The organism is Candidatus Poriferisocius sp. (genome assembly GCF_965208355.1).
In the GTDB taxonomy this organism is placed as follows: Bacteria; Actinomycetota; Acidimicrobiia; order Acidimicrobiales; family Bin134; genus Poriferisocius.
In genome coordinates this window covers 2,433,919-2,458,110 of the sequence record NZ_CBDBOM010000003.1, presented here as the reverse complement: position 1 = coordinate 2,458,110, position 24,192 = coordinate 2,433,919, and the positions used below count along the sequence as shown (strand labels likewise).

General features: G+C 65.0%; 17 protein-coding genes. 6 read left to right on the top strand and 11 right to left on the bottom strand.

The window, feature by feature from the left end; genetic code table 11:
* Positions 1-4: 4 nt before the first annotated feature.
* From ACOGXH_RS12780 to ACOGXH_RS12760, 5 genes are read right to left on the bottom strand one after another with little or no spacing between them, the layout of a single operon-like run.
* Positions 5-1,417: an NADH:flavin oxidoreductase gene (locus ACOGXH_RS12780; protein WP_419929473.1), complete on the bottom strand. Its 1,413-nt coding sequence runs from the start codon at positions 1,415-1,417 to the stop codon at positions 5-7.
* Positions 1,417-2,340 carry a dihydrodipicolinate synthase family protein gene (locus ACOGXH_RS12775; protein WP_419929472.1) on the bottom strand — a complete coding sequence of 308 codons (924 nt, stop codon included), beginning with the start codon at positions 2,338-2,340 and terminating at the stop codon, positions 1,417-1,419. The genes ACOGXH_RS12780 and ACOGXH_RS12775 overlap by 1 nt, the downstream gene beginning before the upstream one ends.
* Entirely contained in the window at positions 2,340-3,863 is a 1,524-nt protein-coding gene (locus tag ACOGXH_RS12770) for a sulfatase (RefSeq protein ID WP_419929471.1), read from the bottom strand. The genes ACOGXH_RS12775 and ACOGXH_RS12770 overlap by 1 nt, the downstream gene beginning before the upstream one ends.
* 21 nt (positions 3,864-3,884) lie before the next feature.
* Positions 3,885-5,552 carry a sulfatase-like hydrolase/transferase gene (locus ACOGXH_RS12765; RefSeq protein WP_419929470.1) on the bottom strand — a complete coding sequence of 556 codons (1,668 nt, stop codon included), beginning with the start codon at positions 5,550-5,552 and terminating at the stop codon, positions 3,885-3,887.
* 59 nt (positions 5,553-5,611) lie between these two features.
* The gene (locus ACOGXH_RS12760; RefSeq protein ID WP_419929469.1) at positions 5,612-6,835 is read right to left on the bottom strand and encodes an amidohydrolase family protein; all 1,224 of its coding nucleotides are present in this window, start codon (positions 6,833-6,835) and stop codon (positions 5,612-5,614) included.
* Positions 6,836-6,955: 120 nt separating this feature from the next.
* Here ACOGXH_RS12760 and ACOGXH_RS12755 point away from each other — a divergent pair, with 120 nt between their 5' ends.
* The gene (locus ACOGXH_RS12755) at positions 6,956-8,158 is read left to right on the top strand and encodes a cytochrome P450 (protein ID WP_419929468.1); all 1,203 of its coding nucleotides are present in this window, start codon (positions 6,956-6,958) and stop codon (positions 8,156-8,158) included.
* A 95-nt stretch (positions 8,159-8,253) separates the two neighbouring features.
* Here the strand turns inward: ACOGXH_RS12755 and ACOGXH_RS12750 are convergent, their stop codons facing one another.
* Genes ACOGXH_RS12750 through ACOGXH_RS12740 form a run of 3 tightly spaced genes read right to left on the bottom strand, consistent with a single transcriptional unit; the run spans position 8,254 to position 14,896 of the window.
* Positions 8,254-9,786 (bottom strand): hypothetical protein, encoded by a 1,533-nt coding sequence (locus ACOGXH_RS12750; RefSeq protein WP_419929467.1) that lies wholly within the window; start codon positions 9,784-9,786, stop codon positions 8,254-8,256.
* The gene (locus ACOGXH_RS12745) at positions 9,783-12,656 is read right to left on the bottom strand and encodes an ABC transporter permease subunit (RefSeq protein ID WP_419929466.1); all 2,874 of its coding nucleotides are present in this window, start codon (positions 12,654-12,656) and stop codon (positions 9,783-9,785) included. The genes ACOGXH_RS12750 and ACOGXH_RS12745 overlap by 4 nt, the downstream gene beginning before the upstream one ends.
* A complete protein-coding gene (locus tag ACOGXH_RS12740) occupies positions 12,656-14,896 on the bottom strand; it encodes an ATP-binding protein (RefSeq protein WP_419929465.1) in 2,241 nt (746 codons plus the stop codon). The genes ACOGXH_RS12745 and ACOGXH_RS12740 overlap by 1 nt, the downstream gene beginning before the upstream one ends.
* Positions 14,897-15,127: 231 nt before the next feature.
* Here ACOGXH_RS12740 and ACOGXH_RS12735 point away from each other — a divergent pair, with 231 nt between their 5' ends.
* The gene (locus ACOGXH_RS12735; RefSeq protein ID WP_419929464.1) at positions 15,128-16,573 is read left to right on the top strand and encodes an amidase; all 1,446 of its coding nucleotides are present in this window, start codon (positions 15,128-15,130) and stop codon (positions 16,571-16,573) included.
* A 16-nt stretch (positions 16,574-16,589) separates the two neighbouring features.
* On the opposite strand, the gene ACOGXH_RS12730 is transcribed toward ACOGXH_RS12735, so the two are convergent.
* Entirely contained in the window at positions 16,590-17,204 is a 615-nt protein-coding gene (locus ACOGXH_RS12730) for a TetR/AcrR family transcriptional regulator (protein WP_419929463.1), read from the bottom strand.
* A 96-nt stretch (positions 17,205-17,300) separates the two neighbouring features.
* Here ACOGXH_RS12730 and ACOGXH_RS12725 point away from each other — a divergent pair, with 96 nt between their 5' ends.
* Entirely contained in the window at positions 17,301-18,260 is a 960-nt protein-coding gene (locus ACOGXH_RS12725) for a hypothetical protein (protein ID WP_419929462.1), read from the top strand.
* Between the two features lie 7 nt (positions 18,261-18,267).
* Here ACOGXH_RS12725 and ACOGXH_RS12720 read toward each other — a convergent pair whose 3' ends face one another.
* Entirely contained in the window at positions 18,268-19,434 is a 1,167-nt protein-coding gene (locus ACOGXH_RS12720; protein WP_419929461.1) for a hypothetical protein, read from the bottom strand.
* A gap of 74 nt (positions 19,435-19,508) precedes the next feature.
* On the opposite strand from ACOGXH_RS12720, the gene ACOGXH_RS12715 reads away from it, so the two are divergent.
* Positions 19,509-20,357, top strand: a complete 849-nt coding sequence (locus tag ACOGXH_RS12715; RefSeq protein WP_419929460.1) for an LLM class F420-dependent oxidoreductase — start codon at positions 19,509-19,511, stop codon at positions 20,355-20,357.
* Positions 20,358-20,413: 56 nt separating this feature from the next.
* Here the strand turns inward: ACOGXH_RS12715 and ACOGXH_RS12710 are convergent, their stop codons facing one another.
* Positions 20,414-21,436, bottom strand: a complete 1,023-nt coding sequence (locus tag ACOGXH_RS12710; RefSeq protein WP_419929459.1) for a 5'/3'-nucleotidase SurE — start codon at positions 21,434-21,436, stop codon at positions 20,414-20,416.
* A 194-nt stretch (positions 21,437-21,630) separates the two neighbouring features.
* Here ACOGXH_RS12710 and ACOGXH_RS12705 point away from each other — a divergent pair, with 194 nt between their 5' ends.
* Both ACOGXH_RS12705 and ACOGXH_RS12700 read left to right on the top strand, forming a co-directional pair.
* Positions 21,631-22,908 (top strand): hypothetical protein, encoded by a 1,278-nt coding sequence (locus ACOGXH_RS12705; protein ID WP_419929458.1) that lies wholly within the window; start codon positions 21,631-21,633, stop codon positions 22,906-22,908.
* On the top strand, positions 22,905-24,179 hold the full coding sequence (locus ACOGXH_RS12700) for an acyl-CoA dehydrogenase family protein (RefSeq protein ID WP_419929457.1): 1,275 nt from the start codon (positions 22,905-22,907) through the stop codon (positions 24,177-24,179). The genes ACOGXH_RS12705 and ACOGXH_RS12700 overlap by 4 nt, the downstream gene beginning before the upstream one ends.
* The last annotated feature ends 13 nt before the right edge of the window (positions 24,180-24,192 follow it).

Below are 24,192 nucleotides of genomic sequence, written 5' to 3'. Positions count from 1 at the left end.
GACTTCAGCGCAGCCGGGCCTTAGCCGCTTTCTTGAATGCCGCGAGTTGGATGCGCTCTTCTCGCTGGTTGTAGAAGTCGTCCAGCGGGTAGCACCCCGAGATCAGGCCGCTGCGAGGGGCGGTGGTGCAGTCGGAGAACGTGCGGCAGATGAGACGTCGGTCGAGTTCTCGGCCGGCCATCACGTCGGCCGGCATGTGCGGGTACGACAGGATCATTCGGCCCAAACCGACGGCATCGGCCATTCCCTGGTCGACAAGAGCTTGGCCGACGTTGGGCAGCCACTCCTGGAGGTAGGACAGGCCGGCGGCCACCACGGTCATTTTGGGATGCTGGCGGGCAATCTCGGCGGTGGCCGCGATCAGCCGGGCCACACCGACCAGGGGATCCTCGGGCGGCTGGTAGCCGTCGGAGGGCGGGAAATAGGCGGGCCGCTGGATGTGGGGTACGTAGTACGGACTGCCGGCGGTGGCGCACACCAGCCCGACGCCGAGGCTGTCCAGCATGTCCAGAACCCGGTGGGTTTCAGTGAGATCTGTGCCCACCCCCGATCCGTCGCTCCCGAAAGCCAGTTGGTAGGGGCCGAAGGCCTCGGGAACCCCCACGCCGCCTTCTCCGATGGTGTGGGGAACGAAGTCGAACAGCGAAAGACGAACAGCCACCCCCAAGTCGGGGGCTTGCTGGCGAATCCCGGTGATAATTGATCGCAGAAATCGTGTGCGGCTCTCTAAATCGCCGCCGTAGGGGCCGGGCCGGTCGAATGCCGACAAGAACTCGTGGCCCAGGTAGCCATGACAGGCCTTGATGTCCACGAAATTGAATCCGGCTTGGTGGGCAAGTACCGCCCGGTCGATGAATTGCTCGACCAGCTCGTCGAGCTCCTGGTCGGTGAGCACTTCGGCCGCACCCGACTCCACCCGGGCGTCCAGCAGCGGATGCTCATACACCGTCTTGGGGGCCGGTCCCTCGGTGGTAGGCCGGGCATAGCGGCCCGAGTGGGTGAGCTGAAGCCCAGTGAGCTGCGAGGGATCGAGCCGGGCTCGCAGCACGGCGAACTCCTCCACGGTGGTCTCGTCCAGCACCAGCTGACGGGGGTTGGCCCGGCCATCGGGTCGCACAGCAGTGGCCTCACCCCACACCAGCCCGGCCTCGCTGGCCGCGAACCGGTCCCAGCGGCGGCGGACCAGATCGGACGGCCGACCGTCGTCTTCCCCGTCCCACCCCTCCATGGGCAGCACGGCCCAGCGGTTGGGTGCGGTCATGGTGCCAGCCGACCCGTCGGTGATCGCCAGCGGCTGGGCCAGCGAGCCGGCGGGGTCCACCCTTTCGTCCATTGGTATCTCCACGCCGAGGTCTTCGAGATGGGCGCGCAGGGCATCCACGCTGGCCAGGTTCTTCACCTGCTTTATTCGGACCACTAGATCACCTGAAGCTGCTCGCCGATGTCGCGCAAGATCTCCCGGTCGCTGTCGGGGCGCATGGGTGCCCCGCCGGGAACAGCATCGCTTTCGGCCCAGCCCCGCATCTGCAAGAACATGGCCGCGCTGTGGCGGTAGGCCGGTACTGGCGGGCGAAACGTGAAGTGCCCCAGGTACTGGAGAACGTCGTTTAGCGGGTAGAAGCCGGGGTCATCCTTAGCCCACAGGCGGTCTCGTTCGGCAAATTTGTCGGGGGCGAACGTCGAGAGGCCCAGCAGATAGTCAGAGCCGTACATCACCATGTCGATGGCCAGGTCGTTGCCGGTTAGCACCATGAAATCCGGGCGCACCTCATCGCGCAGCGCCAACCGGTCCCACTCCAGTTGTCGATTCAGCGAGGAGTGCTTGGCCCCGACGCACTGGGGAATTTCCAGCAGCCCCCGGTAGGTGTCCAGCGACACGATGCGGCCGTAGGGCACGAACATGGGGCCGAGTTCGAACCCGATGAATCGCTCGAGTTGGCCGGCCAGCTGGCCGTGGGCGTCGAGCCAGGCGGCATCGCCGTGGTCGTTCAAACCGTGCGATGGGAACACCACCGGCAGGCCGCCTCGGGAAGTGATCTCGTCGGCGGCCCGGAGGTAGGCGTCGAGGTCGAATGTCGCCCCCAGTTCGTCGGCCACGAACGCTCCGGCTACGAAGTCGCCTCCGGTGATGGCCTCGGCCCGGTCAAGCACCTGCGTACGAGTGTCGGCATCGAGCAGCTGGACGTAGCCGGTGTCCATGTTCACCGCCGGGGTCAGTCCGGCCTCGTGGGTGCGGGCGATGTGAGCGTCGAGTGAGGCCCAGTCCACCGTGGTCGAGTCGAGATGGGGCAGGAGGATGGCCGACATCCCAGTGATGGTTCGGCCGGGCAGAACCTGCATCAAGCGTCGACTCCGAGGCTCTCAAGCACGTCTTTTGGGATTCCCGACAGTCCGGTGGATGCGTCGTCAACCGGATGGCGCTGGCGAAGAACGGCGGCGGCCTCGGATCGGCCGGTCGCTTCGAGGCGCTCCAGGTATTCGGGCAGGTGTCCCTTGCAGTGGAAGGGGCCGCCCTCGGCCAGCACGATCTTGAGGGGATCGACTGGGGAGTAACTGCGGGTCATCTGGTCGTCGGTCCACGATTGGAGCATGTCCCGGCCTTCGGCCAGCACCGATGGGGCTTGATCGGCCAGGTCGTCGTTCTCGTGGGGGTCGGAGGCGATGTCGAACAGCATCTCCTCGTTCCAGGCCGCGTGGTAGCCGTCGTGCCAGGTCCGCAGGTAGAGATGGTCGCCCCAGCGGACGCCCCGCTGCACCGACCACGCCCCCTGGGACAGCACCAGGGACTCCCGACCGCCGTGGTCGCCGGTCCGAATATCTTCGGCCACCGACATGCCGTCCCAGTGGAAGGGAATGTCGATGTCGGCCAGATCGACGATGGTGGCGCCCACGTCCAGGTGGTAGAGCAGCCCCTCGTGGACTTGGGGCTCGATTCCCGGCCAGCGCAGCACCGAGGGGATGTGGCAGGTGGCCTCGTCGGCGGCTTGGTGATCGGCGTACACGCCCAGCTCGCCGAACGCCTCGCCGTGGTCGGAGGAGATCAAGATGGCGGTCTCGTCCAGCACGCCGTGGTCGGCCAGTTGGCTGACCAGCGTCCCCACCGCGTCGTCGGCGTAGCGGATGCCGGTGTCGTAGCCGTCGAAGGTCTGTTTAACCTCGTCCATGTTCGACAGGTTCCACGGGTGGCGGGGCGGGGGAGGACCCCACTCGTCGGGCTTGAACCCCCAGGGTTCCTGGGCCGAATGCGGTCCGGCCAGCGGCCAATTGCGAGCCCGCACCTCTTCGGTGTGCCAGGCCGGCGGGGGATCGCCCTCGAATGGGTTCCCATAGTCTTCGGGGGCGTTGTAGGGGGTATGGGGATCCCACAGGTGGACATGGAGGAACCAGTCTTCGGTTTCGGCGTTGTCGTTGAGCCAGCGCAACGCGCCAGGCAGCACCTGGTCGGCCCGCTCGCCGCCGAAGCCCCGCATAAGGTTCATCGACTCCATGAATCCACTGTTCCACCAGGTGGCCGAGTGGCGGAAGGGGAAGCTGGATATCGAGGCGGTGTGATAGCCCGACCAGTAGAAGCGCGAAGCCCAGGAACTGGCGGCGATCGTGGAAAAGAAGCTGCGCTCCGCCCCCTGGGGCCTCAGATCGGCGGCCATGCCACCGTGGTTGGCCACCCCATTGCGAATACCGAACATGCCGGTGATCAGGGCGGTGCGGCTGGGCAGACAGGGCACATCGGACGCATACACGTTGGAAAACCGCACTCCCTCAGCGGCCAGCGCGTCGATGTTCGGGGTGGTGTTGCGGTGGTATCCCGCGCACCCCAAGTGGTCGGCCCGAAGGGTGTCGATGTCGATATAGAGGATTCGCATGGCCTCTCCAGTATGGGTCAACTATTCGACTAGGAACGTGGCCACCGACTCGGCACTTCGCTGATAGCCGATGCGGTGGGCGAAGGCCCGGATGTGGGTTTCGCCGACGGGAAGCCGCAGCGGCTCGTGGTACAACAGGCGGCGCGGGGGCTCGCCGCCTTGGGGGTTGTGGCCCAGCACGGCAGAAAACTGGGCGTCAAGATCGGCGGGTGGGTCGGGCAGAGGTTCGCCTTCGAAGGTGTAGCCGATGGACGCCCCTTGAGTGCTGCATTGCATCTGGAGGACTACAGGGCCCTTGAATGTCCCGCCTTCGGGGCTGGCCTCGGTGCCGTGGTGCTCTGCTCCCAACACGATGAACTTGGGGGCATCGGTGACGGGCTGAACGCCTCCCGGCCACATCTGGGCCACCATCATGTCTTCGGGCACCATCCCCAAGTCGCCCACGTCGCGCTGCCAGTGCTCGAGCGCAGTCCGGTGGCGCTCCAGCACCTCGCGGTAGGCCGGGTTGCCGGCCAGGTTCTCGATCTCGTGGGGGTCGGCCTCGGTGTCGTACAGCTCTTCGGCCGGTCGCCTGTCGGCCATGGCCCGCGCCGGAGGGCCTTCAAGTCCACCGGCGGCGTAGAGCCGCCACATCTCCTGCATGATCGGGTGGTTGTTCCGAAACGAGTTCCACGTCATGTAGGGCTTGGCCGGGTCGTAGTGGCGGATGTACTTGAACCGCTGATCCCGGCTGGCCCGCACCATGTCGTACATCTCGTCGTAGCGGTCGCGGGAAACGAACACGTAGTCGCGCCCGCCGTGGGCTTCGGGACCGAGGAACGGGTGACCGTGCAGGTGGCGGGGAACCTCCACGCCGCAGATCGACAGCACGGTCGGCCCCAGGTCCATGGTGCTGACCAGATCGTCGCTGACCGTCCCCGGCTCGATCATTCCCGGCCAGCGGACGATGAGCGGGCTGTGGATGCCGCTGTCATAGGGCCACCGCTTGCCCCGAGGCAGAGGGCCGTGGTCGGTCCACACGAACACCGCGGTGGAGTCGGTCAATCCGTCCTCTTCAAGCTCTTCGAGTAGGTCGCCCAGCAGCCCGTCGCAGTGCTCGATGGCGGCGTACACCCGGGCCAGCGACTCCCGCACCTTGGGGGTGTCGGGGAAATAGGGAGGCACCTCGATGCGGTCCACGTCGATGTCGTTGTCGTCGAAGAACCCCGGCCATCCCCGGGTCTCATGGGTGTCGTCCAGGTTGAACACCGAGAAAAACGGCTGGTCGGGGTCGGGCCGGTCTCGCCAGTGGCCGCCCGGCAAGTCCCAGGCGGTGATGGGCGGGATGAACTGGTAGTCGGTCTTGTTGCGGTTGGTGCAGAAGTAGCCGGCTGCCCGCAAGTACTCCGTGAAGCAGCGCACATAATGGGGAATCACCGCCTCATAGCGGGGGATGCCCTTGCCGCCGTGATGCGGACCGACGTTGGTGCGCATGTGATGGGTCCCCAGCGTCACCGGGTGCATGCCGGTGATCACCGCGCTGCGCGATGGCGCGCACACCGGCGCAGTGGTGAATGCCTTGGTCCACAGGCCGCCCTCGGCCGCCAGCCGGTCGAGATTCGGGGTGCGGGCCACCGGATCGCCGTAGCAGCCGAATCTCGGCGAGCAATCCTCAAACGACACCCATACAACGTTGGGGCGCGTGCTCATCCTCGTTTCCTACACCGTGGCATGGCCTCTGGACATGTTTTCGCCGAATGCGAGAGCGATCAGGCGTTGCCCACCATTTCCGCCTCTCCCCTGGTGAATGCCGGGGAATAGCTATCGGCCGGATATTCCTCGATCGCAATGGGGCGGGCGACTTGGTCAACCTCGGGACCAAACTCCGCGGCCAGCGGCGCCAGTGCATCGAGATCGAAACCGAAGAGATCGGCCGCGTTGGTCGACACCATCCGGGCCACGTCGGCGGGGTCGCGTCCGGCAAACGCGACCCGCAGCGCTTCGGTGGTGTAGGGGTATGTGCCCTCTCTGTGCGGATAGTCGTGTCCCCACATGATGTGGTTGGCTGCGTTTTCCCGCAGTGAATTGATCTCTCCGGCGCTGGGAAAGCTGGCGCCGAAGAGAATCTGATCCCCAAAGGTCTGCGTCGGGGTCCTCTCGAGATGGTCGGCACCAGCAGCGTCATGCTTGAGCCGCACATGCTTCGCATACCACTCGAGCTGGGGCAGTTCGATCTTGATCCACCCCACCGCCTGTTCGGTGAGCACTACGGTCAGGTCGCGGTAGCGGTCGAGCATGCCGCCGTACAGGAACTGGATGAGCCCCCGTCTCGTCCAATATGCGATCTCGGCCAGCTGAACTGCCACCTTGCCGGGCCCGGGTGCATACACCGGCTCGTTTCCCCCGTGGGTCTGTATCGGAATTCCCGCGTTGGCTGCGGCAGCCCACACCGGTTCCCAATGCTCTTCGTAGAGCTGGGGAAAGGCTCCATCAGGGGGACAGACCCGTACCAGCACGCCGCCGGTCATCAGCCCGTTTTCGGCCGCCGAGCGGATCTCGTCCGCCGACTCCTCGGGCAGGTACGGACTCGTCTGCATTACCCCGCGCAGCCGGAGCGGTTCGGTGGAGCAATGGTCGGCCATCCAGCGGTTGTGAGCCTTGAGGCCTTCCCAATGGAGCTCGATGCTGTGGCGATCATGGCCCCGTTCGAACACATTGAGCGAAAAGGGCGGGTCGGTGTTGGGGAAGATGATGCCGGCTACCACGCCTTGACCGAATTGCTCGTTTCGCCGCCGGTCGTGGTCCCAGTTGTTTGAGTCAGTGCGGTCGCCTTCGGGCGCGTGCTGCGATGCCCACGCATCAAATTCCTCGTGCAGGGACGAGGGGAGGTATGGACGATACCCGCTGAGGCTCGCACCACCATGGGAGTCAGCGCTCACGACGATGTACCGCCCATTGTCGGTAATGCCACGGGTCACTTTGGTATTGCTCATCCTTCAACCCCCTTGGGACAAATGGCCAAGAAGTACTTCAGCCCCGCTCTATACATGAGGTTATCCTCAAGTCATACTGGCGTCTGAGGTAGTACCAAGAGGAAAGCGATATCAGCAGTCGTGCCACCGGTCATCCCTCTTGATGAGGACGCTTATTGGGCTGATCCCTACCCGATAATTGCTGAGCTCCGGGATCGCCACCGCACGGCAGTAACCCCCGAGGGCATGAAGGCGATCCTGCGCTGGTCGGATGCCGAGGAGATAAAGAAGCGCCCGGAGTTCGAGAACGAGGGTCTCGAGTACATCGAGAAGCGGGGTTTCAAGCCCGGCGATCCCCTCTATGAGTGGCGTCGGCACTCCATCGGGGCCCTCAACGGCGCAGACCACCGGCGGATTCGGAGCCTGGCCAGCCGGGCCCTGACTCCCAGATCAGTGGAGAAGGTCCGCCCGGTGACCCGGGAGCACGTGCGGTCGCTGCTCGAACGGCATGCCGAGGCAGGCGAGTTCGACGTCAGAAAGGAGATCACTGCGATCCCGTTCATGTCCGTCGTCTCGTTTTTGGACATCGAGATGGACGAGGCCGCCACCATCGGCCAGCAGATGGCGGGAGCGGGAGCTGAGGCTTTCGGCCCCAACGTGACCCAGGAGATACGGGACCGGGCCAATGCCACGTTTGGGGCGCTGATGGAGTTCGTCGGCGGGTTGGTGGAGAGCCGGCGCTCGAAGCCCCGCGATGACCTCCTCACCCGATTAATCGCCGCCGAGGAAGACGGCCACCGGCTGAGCCACGACGAGTTGATCGTATTGTTCACCAACATCTTCGGCGGTGCGATTGAGACCACCTCCAGCATGATGACCAGCACGTTCCTCGAGTTCGCCCGCCACCCCGATCAACTGGAATTGCTGCGCCAAGACCCCGAAGGGCTCAAACGAGGTGCCGTGGAGGAAGTCCTCCGCTACCGTCCGGCGTTCTACGCCAGCGGCAACAAGGCGAACGCCGATGCAGAGGCCGCGGGGCTTCAATTCGAGGTAGGGGAGCCGCTCAGCATCATCATCGGCGGTCCCAACCGCGACCCGACCCGCTTTTCCGATCCCGACCGGTTCGACATCACCCGCGACCCGACGATCTGGTCATTCACATTCAGCATGGGACCGCACTTTTGTCTGGGCCAGGCCCTGGCCCGGGCCGAGCTCCAAGAGACCGCCGCCGTCATTGCCCGCCACGCCCGCGACCTCGAGCTCACCGCCGAACCCCACTGGCTGCCCCGGGTCATGGTCAACCACGTCGACCGCTGCCCCATCCGCTACCGATTCCAACCCTGAATCCAAGCTGTGGCCTTGGGCAAATGACCGAAATGCTCCCCCGTTGGCTATATGAAAGAACTCAAACAAGACCTAGACGGCCAATGGTCCATCATTCAGCCCCCGGTGTCGATCAGGTCGGAGATGACGACGAAGTCACCACTGTCGTCATCGCCCGCTTCAGGATCCCATTTCATGAGAACAACGCCGTCTCGGGCGTCGTTCTTGCCGGCGCCGAGCGAGGCGAACGCCTCGTTGGGCAGTTCGATGGGTCCGAAGCTGTCAATCGCCGCCTGCAAGGTCTCGTTGGTGAGGTTGGGGCCGGCCGCGGCCGTTAGTTGCACGAAGAGGTCGAATACCTGGCAGAAGCCGCGAACCGGGACAAACCAGTCGGTCTCGTCTTCCGGCACCAGCGAACTGGGGACTACCTCAATTCCCGTTTGGCGCTCGAAGGCGTCCATGCAGTCATCCATCCGCTGATTAGTCTCATCGCCGGTGTACGGCGAGCCGAGTGTGTAAGCCTCGAAGTAGCCAGGGTCACTGGAGTCTCGCAACCCGAAGGTGAACGTGTCGCGTTCAGCGTTGAACAGCTTGACATCGAGGCCGCCCTGAATGAGCTGTTCTACCCCGAAGACGTTGTCGCCATCGATGAAGACGGTGTTGATATCGGCGTTCCGGTAGATCTCTATGAACGTCCGCCACACCGCCGCCCCGGCTTGGGTGTCGCCGGCTGGCACATCGATCACGGTCCGCTCGGCGATCTCCACTCCAGCGGCTTCAAGGGCCGGGACCAGCACGTTGTCGACCAACTCGGCGCGTCCGGCGCCGGAGTGTACGGCCACATTTCCGAGATCGGTGAGCAGGCCAGCCCTGTCCAACGCGGTCACAAACACCTCCAGGATCCGGTCGGAGGCGATACCCAAATTCACCCAAGGAGCATTGGCCCGGGCCCGATCTTCGGCGGTGAAAGGGGCGCCGATGAGCGCAGTGCCGTAGGTCTCGGTCACACAGATGTTTCCGGCCGCCACCCTGGTGAAACTGCCCAAGACTGCGAAGACTTCCTCGTCCTCGGTGAAGTAGACACAGCCGGCCAGCGAGGTGTCGGTACCGAAAGGAAGGAACTTGTAGGTCACCGTCTCCAACATGCGGCCACAGATCCCTCCGTTTTGGTTGAGTTCGTCGGCCAGGGCTTGCATGATGACCTCGTTGTCGCCTCGGTCGAGCTGAACCAGGCCCAGATTGCTCAATCCCGCGTAGTCGATCTGGGGGGCACCGATTTTGATGGTGTCCGCGGTTACTCCGGTGGCGGTGGCGCTGAGCTCGCCTTCCCCCCGGCAGGTCGGCTGGAAGATGGGGTCGGATATAGCCGCCGCTTCTTCGTCTGCCACGGCGTCGTCCGAGAGTTGCGGGCTGGCCGTGTCTTCGGGCGCTTCGTCCTCTGTGTCGTCTCCCATGGTTTCCGGGGCGTCGTCGCCATCGCTGGTGTCGGCGTCTTCGGGTGCGCCGGCAACTTCTGGTACGGGGGCTTCGGCCGCTTGGGTCGGGGGTGGCGCGTCGGGTGCGGCTCCACCCTCATCACCGGAGTCACCCCCTCCGCAGGCGGCAGCGAGTAGGGCAAAAACTGCAAGAAATATGAGCAGCCTTTTCATGATTCCCCCTCGTTGAGAACAGTAGTCGGCATTGGGGAGAAAGCGTCCTTGTCTGTGGCAGCTGCCCCCGACCGGCGGATGGCCCGCTCGTCGGTTCCGAGGTAGGAGGCGATGACCGCAGGATTGGTGCGGACCTCGGCAGGCGAGCCTGCCGCGATCACGCGGCCTGCTTCCAGACAGCAGATCCGGTCGCTGATCTGCATGATCATGGGCATGTCGTGTTCGATCACCAGCATGGCCGCGCCGAGTTGGTCTTTGATCGACAACAGCAAGGGAGCGAACGCCTCAACCTCGCGCTGAGCCACCCCTCCGGTCGGCTCGTCGAGGCACAGCACCCGGGCCTCCAAAGCCAAGAGGCAGCCGAGTTCGACGATGCGACGGGTGCCGGTGGAAAGCTCGGAGGTAAACCTGTCGGCGTAGGGGCCGAGGCCGAGGAAGTCGACGATGTCTTGGGCGTGGGCTCGCTGGGCGCGGTCGCGGCGATAGCCATTGGGCAGGTGGCCGACCGCAGCGGCAAACGAAGTTCGCTGGCGGGATTCTGCCGCCACCGCCAGGGTCTCAAGCACGGTCAGGTCGGGGAACAGCCGCGACTGCTGAAACGCCCGGCCCAATCCGAGCGCAGCTCGCCGATCGGCGGCCAGCTTCTCGATGGGACGGCCTTCGAGCTGGATTCGACCGGAGCTCGGGACGAATCCGCTGATGGCGTTCATCAGTGTGGTCTTGCCTGCTCCGTTGGTGCCGATGAGTCCCACCACCTCTCCGGCCTGGACTCGGATGGAGGCGTTGTCAACTGCTGTCAAACCTCCGAAAATCACCGTCACTTCCTCGGCAACCAGCACTGGTCCGGAGGCGGCAGAGACGACCCCCGATCGGGACACCACGCTGGCCACCTCGCGTTTCTTAGGTGGCTCGGGTTCGGGAAGACGGTCCGCATACCAGGCCAGGAAGCGGTCGCGCCCGGAGAGCATCACCTGGGCGAATCCGCCGGGAAAGTACATCAACAGAACCAGCAGCCCGATGGAGGACGTGAGAAGTGGCACCAAGTCGTTGGCGGGCCAGACTGCGGGAAGGCCCACGATCCACAGGGCGCCCAAAATCGGCCCGACCACGGTGCCGGCCCCGCCGATCACTGCGATGGCGACAACCTCGATGGAGTCTTGGAGCTGGAATCGCTCGGTTAGCCCTACGGAGACGTACAGCCCGGCCAGCAGCCCGCCGCCGAATCCGGCGATCACCCCGGACACCACGAACGCCTGGATCCCCGCCCGGGAGGGCGAGATTGTGTACGCGGAGGCGGCGGTGCTGTTGTCTCGCACCGCCAGCCATCGGCGCCCCACCCCGGTGGCCCGCATCCTGGCCACCAAGACGATCACCACCGCCAGGGCAATCAGCGAGAAGTAGTAGTAGTTGCGCTGGTCGGCCAGATCGACAGGCCCCGAGGCTCGGGGTAGCGAGACAGTGTAGGAACCGCCGGAGAGGAATGGCCGCCGCCAGAGAAATTGCTGTCCCAACAACGCCAACGCCAATGTGGCGATAGCCAGGTGAAAGCCTCGAATCCGCAGCGCGCCCAACCCGATGATCACGGCGACGGCACCAGTTGCCGCCGCACCCACCAGCAAGGCCAACAGGAAGTGGATATCGGGCAGGGCAAGAGTGAACCACTCCCCGCCGATGCCGACCCCGATATCGCGCCCGGCCACCAACGCCGCGGTGGTCAGTCCCCCGATACCGGCCAGCGCGGCCTGCCCCAGTGAGATTTGACCGGTCCACCCGGAGAGCACCACCAACGAGATCCCGATCAGGGCGAAGAGCAGCACCTCGCTGAACAGGAGTTGGCGCGAGGCCAGGGTGATCAGGAAGGGGAGGATCGCCGCGGCGGCAATGAGCAGTCCAATGCCGATGCGAGACGAGTGGCGGACCCACCAGAGGCGGGCCACCGCGTGGGGAAGCGGGCGGGTGGTGGGCACGAACGAAAATGACTCGTCGCTACCAGCGAGCCGCCGGCTGACCACCAGTGTGGTGGCTATGACGATCAGGAAGAGCGATCCGTCGTAGAGCCCCGCGGTGGTCGGCCAGTTGAATACCAGCAGCGAACGGAGCAAGCCGAGGGCCATTCCGGCGATCATCGCCATCGGGAAGTTGCGAAGCCGCCCGATCAGGGCCGCGGCCAGTACCTGGACCAGGGTGGCTGGCCCCAGCGACCGGAATCCGCTGGCCTGGCCGTTGATGCCCGCCACCAAGATCAACGCCACCGCGGCCAGCAGGCCGGCGATTATCCAGGTGATGGTCGAAATGATCTTGGGGCTGATGGCGGAGAGCCGGGCCAGGTCGGGGTTGGAGGCCGCGGCCCGAATCGCCCGTCCTTGTGCGGTGCGCTGGAGGTAGTAGGTCAGGGCCACGGTGAGGACGGGGACGACGATGATCACGATCAACTCGGGACCTCGCACCCGAAGTCCGAGGATCTCCCACCGGCCGGAGATCGCCACCGGGTACCTTGCGGCCATCGACGTCTCAATGCCGGGCAGCGCCACTTGGAGCAGTTCGCAGAGCTGAGCGATTCCGATGGTGGCCACCAGGAGGATGACCCTCGGGGCACGGAACAACCGGGTGATCACGGTGAGCTCCAGGGCGGCGGCGACGAGGCCGCCCGCTATCACCGCAACGATCGCCGCGGGCCAGAAGGGCCAGTCGTAGGTGAGCACCAGCAGGGCGAGCAGGCTGGCCGACAGAACCCCGAGCGAACCCACCGCGAAGTTGATGACCCCGCTGGCCCGGTAGATCAGCACGACGCCCAAGGCCAGCAAGCCGACTAGCAAGCCGTCGATCAACCCGAAATACACGATCTGGCTGGTGAGCGAGAAGGCCAGCATCAGCTGTCGTCCTCATCGGATTGCCGATCGGTGGATGCGTCGCGGCCCAAGAACACGGCGCGGGCCAAGTCGTCGCGCTCCAACAGATCCTGGGCCGACCCGGTGAACCGCACGTGGCCCTTCTCCATGAATATCGCACGATCGGCCAATGTCAGGGCGACATTGAGCGACTGCTCCACGATGATCATGGTCTGGCCGGCGTCGCGGAGACGCCCGACCACGGTCAGCAGGTCTTGAACGACCACGGGAGCAAGGCCAAGGGAGAGCTCGTCGATGATGAGCACTTCCGGGTCGTGCATAATCACCCGGGCCAGTGCCAGCATCTGCTTCTGCCCGCCGCTGAGGTCGTGGGCCAGCGTCTTGGGCCGCTGGCCGAGCACCGGAAACAGCTCGAATGCCCGATCGAGCCTCCCGGCGATGTCAGGCTTGGCGTCGGCATCACTGCGGATGATCGCTGCCGACGTCTCGAGATTCTCTCGCACTGACAAGTGAGGGAACACCCCTTGTCCTCCCGGCAGCAAGAAGATTCCCTCTCTTACCCGCTGCTCTGGTGACGCCAAGGTCACATTGCGGCCGTTGAGCCGCACCACCCCCCGGGAGGGAATGCCCAGACCGGCGGCAACCCGCAGGGCGGTGGACTTGCCCGCGCCGTTGGTGCCGAGCAGGGCCAGGGTCTCACCCCGGGCAACTTCGAGGTCGACGTCGAACAGGACCTGCACCGGGCCGTAGGAGAAATCGATGTTGTGGAGCTGAAGCACCGGGATGTCGTTGGGATCAGCCTTCATCCGATCTCGTTCGGCCTTCTCCTCCCGAATCTCCTCCACCACCAGGGTGAGGTCGGCCCGAATGTGTCGGGAGCCGTTGATGGTTAACAGACCGCCGATGATCATCGCTCCAGGAACAACGGCCAATAGGGCAGTGCGGGGCGAAGTGGCATCGGAGATGAGTCCCATCAGGATGGCCCCGCCGAGACCGCCCACCCCGAACACCAGCGAGACCCCGATGGCCGAGCCCAGCGCCCGCATGCGGTAGGGGTTGATGTGGGCCAGGGTCGGTCCCAGCAGTGAGAGGGCCGGGGCCGCGAACAGCGCCTTGAGCCCGGCCATCACCGCGAAGGTCGCCGGTGAGGGCATTTGCAGCTGAAGCACGGTGAAGAACGCCATGGGGAAGAAGAGCGATCCCAGCAAGGCCATGGCCTGCGGCGGGGTACGGCGGTAGAAGCCGTCGTACCACTTGGCCACGAACGGGATCATGAACAGGGCGATCACCCCGGGGGTGCTGTTGGCCAGGGCCCGCTCGAACGGGTCGAGGTCGAAGCGCTCGTCGAGGTAGAGATTGAGGAATAGCCCGTCGGAAATCAGGCTGAAGCCGAGGGCTACCGCGGCCATCAACGCCCACTTCATCGTCCGCACCTTGAAGAGCCGCTGGAAGGCGGCGCCGAGCGAGATGGGTCCCGGCTTCATATCGGTGAGCGCCTCGCCGATGGTGGCGCGCTGCTCGAACTGTCCCCGGGGCGGGTCGGTCAGGAAGAAGATGGCCGCGCCGACGATCAGCGTGGGAATCGACGCGGCTATAAACCCCCAGCGCCAGGCGTCGTCCCCGCCGATCAGAGAGACCAGCCCGCCCACGGCCAGCGGAGCGATGAATGCCCCTGAACGTCCGGCCACATCTTTGGCGGCATACACCCGGGCTCGGGCCTCGACGGGATAGCTGTCGGCCATGATGGCGCCCTGCACCGGGTGGGTTTGCGATCGTCCGAACGCGATGGCGCAGTTGACGACGAAGAACCAGAAGGCGGTTTGCACGAACCCGAGCAGCAGGGTCATGGCCGACCAGAAGATGGTGGCCAAGGCCACCAATCTCGCCCGATTGCTGTTGTCGGCTATCCGGGACAGCAGCAGGCCGCCGGCCACGATGAAGACATTGCCTCCGGCGGTGATGGTGCCCAGCACGGCGTCGCTGACCCCCAGCGACTTCTGGATGTCGGGGCCGAGTAGCCCCATGGCGCTGATGCCGAGGGCGTCGGTGGCGTCGAGGGCTCCCAGCAAGACGATGGTGGACACGCCACCGATTGAGATGGCCTCTCGCAGGGAGATTTCTTTGGCGCCCACGCCGGGAAGCTCCTCATCGTCGAGGATTACCGATTCTGCGGCCAGTTCAGCCTGGCGCTCGGCTTCTGCGGCCAAGATCTGGTCGCTGAGGGCACTGGTCTCGGAGGGATCGACACAATCCCCCGTCATCTCAAGGCGTGATCGCTTCCTGCCGACTCGTCGCGGCATCCGGGACTCCTCAACTCGACCGACAGCTCGACGACTCCAATCCACCGACACGCCGGTTGATGTTGAACACAGTAAATGATTGGTGGGAATCCTCGTCAGCCGCCTCGCCATCGGTTTGAGCAGGGAAGGCGTCCCTGCTATCGTCTGTTGAACAGTGTACAATAGGTGTTCGCTAGAGATCGGATGGGTTCGGTGACGACAGATATTGGGGCTCTGCTTGATTCAGCTGATGCCACGGAGATTGCGGCGGCCGTCAGAAGCGGGGCTGCGGACCCGGTTGAATTGGCGGAGGATGCGATTGGACGGATCGAGGAGCGAAATCCAGAGATCAACGCGGTGATTGCTACGTGTTTCGATGTTGCGCTGAACAGCGCCCGCAACATGGATCGGGATGCGCCGTTCGCTGGCGTCCCGTTTGTGGTGAAGGACTGTCGAGTGCGACTTGCTGGCGTTCCTGAGACATGGGGTTCGAAACTCATGGCAGGCCATATTCCTGACGAGGACAGTGAGTTGGCCAAGCGTTATCGGGCCGCAGGGTTCGTGATTCTCGGCGTCACCAACATGCCGGAGATGGGCAAGATGGCCACGACCGAGCCGGCCGCTTATGGCCCGACTCACAACCCGTACGATCTCAACAAGTCGCCGGGCGGGTCGTCGGGCGGCACAGCCGCTGCGGTGGCGTCGGGCATGGTGCCTATCGGGCATGGCAACGATGGTGGCGGGTCGATTCGGGTGCCGTCAGCCGCCTGCGGTTTATTTGGGTTGAAGCCGAGCAGGGGTCGAGTGACGGGACATCCTGCCCCCACAATGATGTCGTATCCGATGGGCATTGATCATGTGCTGACCCGGTCCGTTCGGGATTCGGCCCACGTACTCGACCTGACGGCAGGGCCGGTTCCCGGTGACCCCTATGAGATCTCCTCGCCGACGGCGACTTGGCTGTCGTCGCTCGAGGCGGAGACAGGTCCGCTGCGGATCGGCGTTGCCGGTCGCTCGATAGAAGGGCCTGCATTCGACCCGATGTGTGCTGAAGCCCTCGAGCGGGCAGTCGGATGCCTTGAGGGGATCGGTCACCACTTGGAGGTGGCAAACCTCCCGGTGGAGCCCGGCGTAATGGTCACCATGGGCGCGTTGATGGCCACCGCGGCCAAGGTGATGATCGACGACCGGCTCGCAGAGCTTGGCCGTGGGCTCCAAGACGACGACATCGAACCGTTCACGCGCTACCTCTACGACCTCGGGGCTGGATTCGATGGGGCTGATGTCATCCGAGGACTTCAGGCTGCCGAGCTGATCGGCCGTAAAACGGCAACCTACTTCTCGCGGTTTGACATCTTCCTGTCGCCTACCACCAGAACGGTTTTTCCGGAGCTCGGCGTGTACGACACAAGCAACGTCGAAGAGTTGCTGCCGATCGCCGGGACGCTCGCGAGTGAGACTTCGGTGTTCAATATCGGCGGGCAGCCGGCGGCGTCGGTGCCCATGGGCTATGACGAGGCTGGTGTGCCCCTCGGCGTACAGGTCGCGGCGCCTTTTGGTCGCGAAGACCTGGTCTTGGCCGTGTCACGGCAGTTGGAGGAAGCGGCTCCGTGGTCGACGGCGGCTATGTGGCCGGCCCGGCCATCTGCGTCGTCGTGAGGTCGCGAGCAGGCCGCTAACTGGCGGGGAGGACGGCGTCGAGAATCGCCTCGATCGCCAGGTCGAAAGCGGCGTCATGGTGATCGAATTCCGTCAGCCCCCGCCACGCACCGTCAGACAGAGCGTCTGGAGCGAGCCCGTCGGCTGCTCGCTCTTTGCGTCGCAGTTCTACCGTGGTGAAGCCTGAGACCACCGCGAGGAGCGAGACCGTGGCGAGGCCGGCATCGAGACCGTTTACGCCTGCGGCTTCGAATTCCGATGCAATCGCGACCGCCAGCGGGCGTATCAAGAGGTGCTCGGCCCCGATCTCGAATGCGAGGACGGCAACCGATGCGCTCTCGAATATGGCCGCCCGCGCTCGATGGACTCCATCGGCCACTCGAGCGCGAGGTGTAGTGCCCTTGAGTTGGACGCCGGCAATGTCTTCCGCTTTCTGCGCGACGATCGCGGATAGAAGGCTCTCGCGGTTGCCGACGTGCCAGTAGACGGTGTTCGGGTTTACCCCGAGTCTCGCGCTCAATTGGCGCATTGTGAGTGCCGCAGATCCTTCTGACTCGACGATGCGCACGGCTTCGGCCACGATCTCATCGCGGTCAAGCCCAGCTCGTGGATGTGGCTTGCGCGACGACATCACATCGAATGTACCGCCCTGACCGACCGCATCCTTCCCATTGTGGGCTGTGGCAGCCTGAAATGGTGATCTGGTCCTCTGGTACGGTCGGGGGCGATGCATGTGTCCGATCCGCCCATCTTGCTCACCGATGTGATTGACGATGTTGGGGCTGTGGTCAAGCTGCTGGCTCAAGAGGCCCCTTACGTGCCGCTGGGGGGTTGGTACAACCCGGGGGCTGATCCCCACGCCCGCACCCGTCCGCTGTGGTTCCGGGACGACTGGGTCAACGAGACTCTCGCTGTGCCGGGGTCAGAGGTGTTTCTGGACAATCAGGCCTACATCGACTCGGCCAAGGCCTACTACCGCGCTGAGATCGTAGAGCCCCATAGCGTGTACGTGAACCAGATGATGGCCATTCCCGAGGCGGGTCCGGCCCACACCGACAATCCCCGCTTCGCGGGCCGCGACCGCACCAACACCCCGATGTGGCTGCTGCGGGCCATGCTGTGGTCGGGCCTGTTCGACGACATGTCGTTCCCGCAGGCCACCGCCATCTGGTGGCTCAACGATGTGGAGGGCGGCGGCATCCGCTACTGGCCCTACGGGCCCGACCAACCGCCCGAAGAGCATGTCGGCAACATGGCCAACACCGCGCTGATGGGCGACAACCACGGCATGTTCCACCAGGTCAACTCGATCGGTCCCTTCGACATCGGCACGCCGCGGGTGTCCCCGATGGCCCAATTCGCCCCTGCGGGCAGCCCCGATGGGGAGTGGGTGGTAACCGACCACGGCGAGGAGGTTTACCGCACGCCTCTGGCCGACGTCCGTATCAGCGTGCTGTGGAAGGCCGACGTGTACATCGACGCCGACCACAAGAATCGACTGGCCTCTAATCCCCTGAGCCGCGACGACATCGCCGCCCGCTTCAACGCCGATCTGGCTGAGCGGGGGATCGACGCTCGCTTCGATCCCAATCGCATCGACAACGATCCCGACCATGCGGCCATGATCGCCGAGCACTACCCCGAGGCCCGCCCCGTAGACGCGCTTCCCTCGGTGTTTGACTACTGACCGGCGCTCAGCCTAGGTCAGCGAAGCGCACCAGCTTGGTGGTGATCACGGGGATGGACTCGTGCTCCACGAACCGAAGGCCCATCACGCCGTGGTCGCGCCCGGCAGTATCCACCCAGATACCCGTAGTCGGCTTCTCGGGCGCCACCACGAGTCGCACCACTCCGTCGGCGTCGGCCTCGACGTCTTGGGACGATGCGTAGCCCTGCCCAGTGAAGTAGTTGGCCAGGTTCTCCATCCAGTGGTTGCACAGCTGGAAGTTCCAGTGGCGGCACACCGGCGGCTTGAACTCCACCACCAGCGCCTCGCCCTCGCCAATGCGCCAGTAGCCGAACTCGAAGTGACGGTCATCAGGGGATCCGCCCACTCGTAGGTAGTGCTCGGTAGTGAGCTGCAACTGGTTCTCTTCCTTTAGCAGCGTGTCGGTCCAGTCGGAATAGTCAGACTGCACCGACAGCACCATCTGGGCTGCGATGGCCAGCCGCTTCGACATTTCGGTCGCGTCCGGCGTGTGGATCACCGGAGTGGGCTCAAGCGGCTCGATCATCAGCCGGGGCGCCGACTGGGAGTCACGGTCGTCGTAGACAATGCGCATCATCAACTCCCGGGTTTCCGGTGCGACCGCCATCCAGTTGTCGACGCCGGGATCGTCCACCGAGAGAATGAAATCGACGTTTCCGGCGCCGTCGGTGAACTCGTCAAGCAGGGCGGTGAACGGCGTCTGCGACCAGCTCGGATTGAACTCCTCCAGCACGGCGACGGCCCGGTCGCCCACTGATTCCACTCCGACCCAATCGGGCACCTTCGGCGTCCACGCCGACATATGGACGTAGGGGGCAGAACCCCGCTGGCCGGTTACCCGGTAGCGCTTGGCGGCGTCGATGGGCTGCACCACGTGATCTTGGTCGGGCGATTGGACCCCCTGGCCGCCCTTCATGGGTGGGGGGATGATCCAAATCGACGACTTCTCCATCGGGGGGAGGTTCTCGATACAGCGCATATAGGCCATCAGCGACATGCGGGTCAGGTAGCGGAACCCCTCCACCCGATCTTGCTCGTTGGCGTCGGGGGTGCGTTCGACCACCACCTGCCCTGCGGCTCTCATGGTGTCGCAGAAGTCGTTCCACGCCTCACCGGTCATCAAGCGCTCTCGTGCCGCGGCGTCTTTCGTCATGGTTTGACCTTTCTGAAGCTCCGGCACACTCTATTGACGACAGGACCAAAGCGAAGAAGCGTTGGAGGCAATCCATGAGGCTCGGGTTCAAGACCATGCCCCAGAACATCGAATGGCCGGTCATGTTGGAGACGTGGAGGGAGCTCGACGCCGATCCTCGGTATGAGTCGGCCTGGCTGTTCGACCACTTCTATCCCATCTATGGCAGCGAGGAGGGCCCGTGCCTCGAGGCATGGGTGGCGCTGAGCGCGCTGGCCCAGGCCACAAACCGCATCCGAATCGGGACCATGGTTAACGCCGCTCCCTACCGCAATCCTGGATTGTTCGCCGACATGGCTTCAACGCTCGACGTTGTGTCCAACGGCCGACTCGATCTCGGCCTGGGCGCCGGGTGGAATGAGTCGGAGTCGAGGGCCTACGGGATCGAACTCGGCTCCCTCACCGAGCGCTTCGACCGCTTTGAGGAATACCTGGAGTGCGTGGTCTCGCTGCTCAGCGAGCCGGTCACCAACTTCCAGGGCCGCTACTACACCCTCACCGAAGCCCACAATGAGCCCAAGGGCCCCCAGCAGCCCACCCCGCCCATCGTCATTGGCGGGGCCGGTCCCCGCCGGACCATGCCCCTGGTGGCCCGATGGTCCGACCACTGGAACTTCCCCGGTGGCGAGGTGGACAAATTCGCCGAGGTCAAGGCCCGGCTGGCCGAGTGCTGTGAGGAGATCGGCCGCGACCCCACCGAGATCACCACGTCATCCCATCTCATCTACCGGGCCGAAGACCCCATCGACAACGTCCTGGCCCAAGCTGACGCCTACCGAGAGGCCGGCCTCGACCTCGCCATCTTGTACCCCTTCTCGCCAATCGACCCCGCCTCCGTCCACGACATGGCCGACGCCCTGGAACCCCTCGTGGAGACCGTCTAGGACATCGCCGAAGATGGACACTGCTGCACAGCTGGCCGCCAGGACCATGGCGGTTATCAACGCGGCGGCTCGAGGATCAGCTCTTCGGGGATCGATGTCATGGTGGCATAGCCGTTCAAGAAGGCGGCCACATCGTTGTCAAAGTCCTCTAGCGTCGATGAGCAGTCGGCCGCGAACATGTCTACCCCACGTTCGAATTCAGCGGCGATGATGGTGTGGATCAGGCCCCGCACCTCGCCAACGCCCCCGCATGAGGGCGTGTTGAGGCTCCACACTGGGGCCACGTCGCCCTCGAACGCCAGCACATCATCCAGATTCTCGTTGAGCCACTCGACCATGAAGGGGATCCCGCTCTCGTGTTCGGCGTCCACGGTGACGCCCCCTTGGCTGATGGCAAACGCGGGAACTCCCCGTCTCGCCGCGGTTCGGGCGGCGCCGACCGTGCCGGAGATCTCCGAGAAGGGGCCGAAGTTCTGCCCGTCGTTCGATCCGGAAACCACCAGGTCGGGAGGCTCGGCGAACACGAAGTCGAGCGCATAGTTGACCGAGTCGGCTGGAGTGCCCTCGACGGCCAAAGCGGGATAGCCGCTCGCGGTGGCGGTCTCCGTGGCCGTGGTAGGTGCGGGATCGGACACGCGGTTCGATGTGCCGCTTTGGTTGGTGGCCGGAGCAACCACGGTGACCTCAACGTTGTCGATGCTGATGAGCGCCTCCACCACGAGATTGATGCCGTCGGAATCGATGCCGTCATCATTGGTCACCAGGATCTGCACCGGCGGTGGGGGCGGTGGAGTCGGGGTGGGCGTCGGTGTCGGCGCGGCCGTGGGCTCTGGCGCCTCCGTTGGCGCGGGTGCCTCAGTGGCTGCCGGCGCTTCCGGGGTGGGCTCTGGCGCCTCCGTTGGCGCGGGTGCCTCAGTGGCTGCCGGCGCTTCCGGGGTGGCAGTTTCGCGTGGCGCTTCGGTGCTTTCGACGGTTTGTGTCGGTTGGGCGACGCTGGCGGCACCACTGCCGTCATCGTCGTTGCCGCAGGCAGCACCAATGAGCGCGGCCACAACCGCGAACGCCAAGAACTGAAACACGCGTTTGCTCGTATTCATCTGCCGATCTCTCCCGAAATTGGTTCCTTCTGGTCTGCCTATCTTGACGAGGGCGTCAGTCAGCCTTGCCAGTATTCCAGATGCCGGCTTTCTGTTCCCCCTGCCCTGTTCCCCAGTGCCGCTCGCGTGGCCGTGACTGTTCACGGCCGAGAGGGTCGTTAGGTACAGTCCCAGACGTGTCCGACGCAGGGGCGATTACCGACGAGGCCATTGCCCGGTTGCGGGCTCGGATAGGGATCGCTCAGCCCCATCCCCAGCCGCCTTGGTATCGGGATCCCAACACCGATGCATTTCGCCAGGTAGCCGAGGCTTATGGCGACGACAACCCGCTGTGGTGTGATCCCGACTACGGCGCCGGCACCGTGTGGGGAGGGCCGATTGCGTCGCCCAACATGAACGGCGGTGACACCCTCATAGGGGAGAACGAGGTCCAGGGGCTCGATCCCGACACCAGGGCATTGCTCAAGGGCGACCCGCTCAAGGGGGCCCACGCCTACTACTCGGGCAGCTATCGGGAGTGGTGGGCGCCGCTGCGCCCCGGAATGCGGGTCACCCGGCGCAACGCCCTGGTCGGAGTTCACGACAAGAGCAGCCAATTCGCCGCCCGCACCGTCCACGAGTGGACCGCCGAGGTGTTCGCCACCCAGGGTGCAGTGCTCTCGGCCCAGTACCGGCTGATGATCCGCACCGACCGGGGGGCGGTGGAGCGCAAGGCCGACGAGGGCGAGGGCAAGTACGCCGACATCGAGATCGAGCCTTACACCGACGAGCAGATCGCCGAGATCACCGAAGCGGTGAGTACTGAGTCAGAACGGCGGAGAGGGGCTGAGCCCCGCTGGTGGGAGGACGTCGAGGAGGGCGACGAGCTGCCGCCGCTGGTCAAGGGGCCCATGCGGGTCACCGACATGGTGGTGTGGCACACCGGCATGGGCATGGGCCTCTATGGGGTCAAGGCGCTGAGGCTCGGTGTGCAGCAGCGCCAGCGGGTGCCGGGGTTCTTCCGTCCTGATGATCTCAACATCCCCGACGTCCAACAGCGGGTTCACTGGGATCCCGAGTGGGCCCGGCGAGCGGGCAACCCGGCCATCTACGACTACGGCCGGATGCGCGAAACGTGGCTGGTACACCTTTGTACCGACTGGATGGGCGACGACGCCTGGCTGGCCTCCCTCGACGTGCAGTTTCGACGCTTCAACTACGTGGGCGACACCCACTGGATGCGGGGCACGGTGACCTGCAAGTACCGAACTGACGAGGGCACCTCGGCGGTGGACCTCGACATCTACGGGGAGAACCAGAGGGGTGAGGTCACCTGTCCGGGGCACGCCACGATCCTGCTGCCCAGCCGAGAGCATGGGCCGGTGAAGCTGCCCACGCCGCCCGGAGGGGCTATGACTGCGGCCGAGACGCTTGATGCGCTGGTAGAGCGGTTCGAGGCGATGTCGGCGGAATGACTCCCGAGCGGTTGCCGATAAACGCAACCAGCACTGACGAGGAGATTCGGGTCGCCGTTACCGCCTGGGTGGCCGAGTACGTCCCCCAAGCGTGGCGCGACGCCGCACCCCACGGGCGGCGGGCCATCCGCGAAGTGCGGCCCCGGTCCGAATACGAAGCCTGGTATCCCACATTCGCCGCTTCCGGGCTGGCCGTGGCCACCTGGCCCGTCGAATACTGCGGACTCGACCTGCCGCCGGCCAAGGCCCGGGTGGCCGAGTCGATCCTGGCCCCGCTCAATCTGGGGCGGCTGAACCCGCTTGGATTGCACAACACGGCCCCGGCGCTGTTTGCCCACGGCACCGAGGAACAGCGCATGCGCTTTCTCCCTCCACTTGTGGCCAATCAAGAGCGGTGGTGCCAGATGTTCAGCGAGCCCGGTGCGGGATCCGATCTGGCCTCGCTGGCCATGCGGGCCGAAGCCGACGGCGACGAGTGGATCCTCACCGGCCAGAAGGTGTGGAGCACGTGGGCCCACCAGTCCGAGTTGGCCATCTGCCTGGCCCGCACTGATCCCACCGTCGCCAAGCGCCGGGGCATCACCTACTTCCTGGTCGACTTGTCGTCGCCTGGTGTCGAGGTGCGGCCCCTGCGCCACATCGGCGGCGAGATCGACTTCAACGAGGTGTGGCTCGAAGAGGTGCGGGTGCCCGACTTCCACCGGGTGGGCGCTGCGGGCGACGGCTGGAGTGTGGCGGCCTCCACGCTGGCCGGCGAGCGTCAGATGGTGGCCGGCGCGGGATCAGGAGGTGTTGACCGCATCGGCGGCGGGGGGATCGACAGCCTGCTCAACCAGGCTCGACAAGTGAGCATCGGCCCAGTGGAGCGCGACCGGCTGATGCGGCTTTATTGCGAGGAGAAGGTGAGGACGTGGACCAATGAGCGGGTCCGGGCCGCGGTCAAAGCCGGTGGGACTCCCGGACCAGCCGCGTCCATCGGCAAAGTCCACCAAAGCCAGCTCAACCAGGCGCTTCAGCTGGCCGCCGTCGATCTCATGGGCATGGCATCGGTGGCTTGGACCCCCCAAGAGCAGGCCGACGGGCTCGACCCCATCGAGGCATGGGCCGCCCACATGCCCTATGTGGTCAAGGGCATGCTGCGCAGCCGGGCCAACACCATCGAGGGGGGCACAACCGAGGTCAACAAGAATGTGATCGGCGAGAAGGTGCTCGGACTGCCCCGCGAGCCCGATCCCTTCCACGACATGGCGTGGCAGGACGTCCCGAGATAGTTGGGCCCTGAAG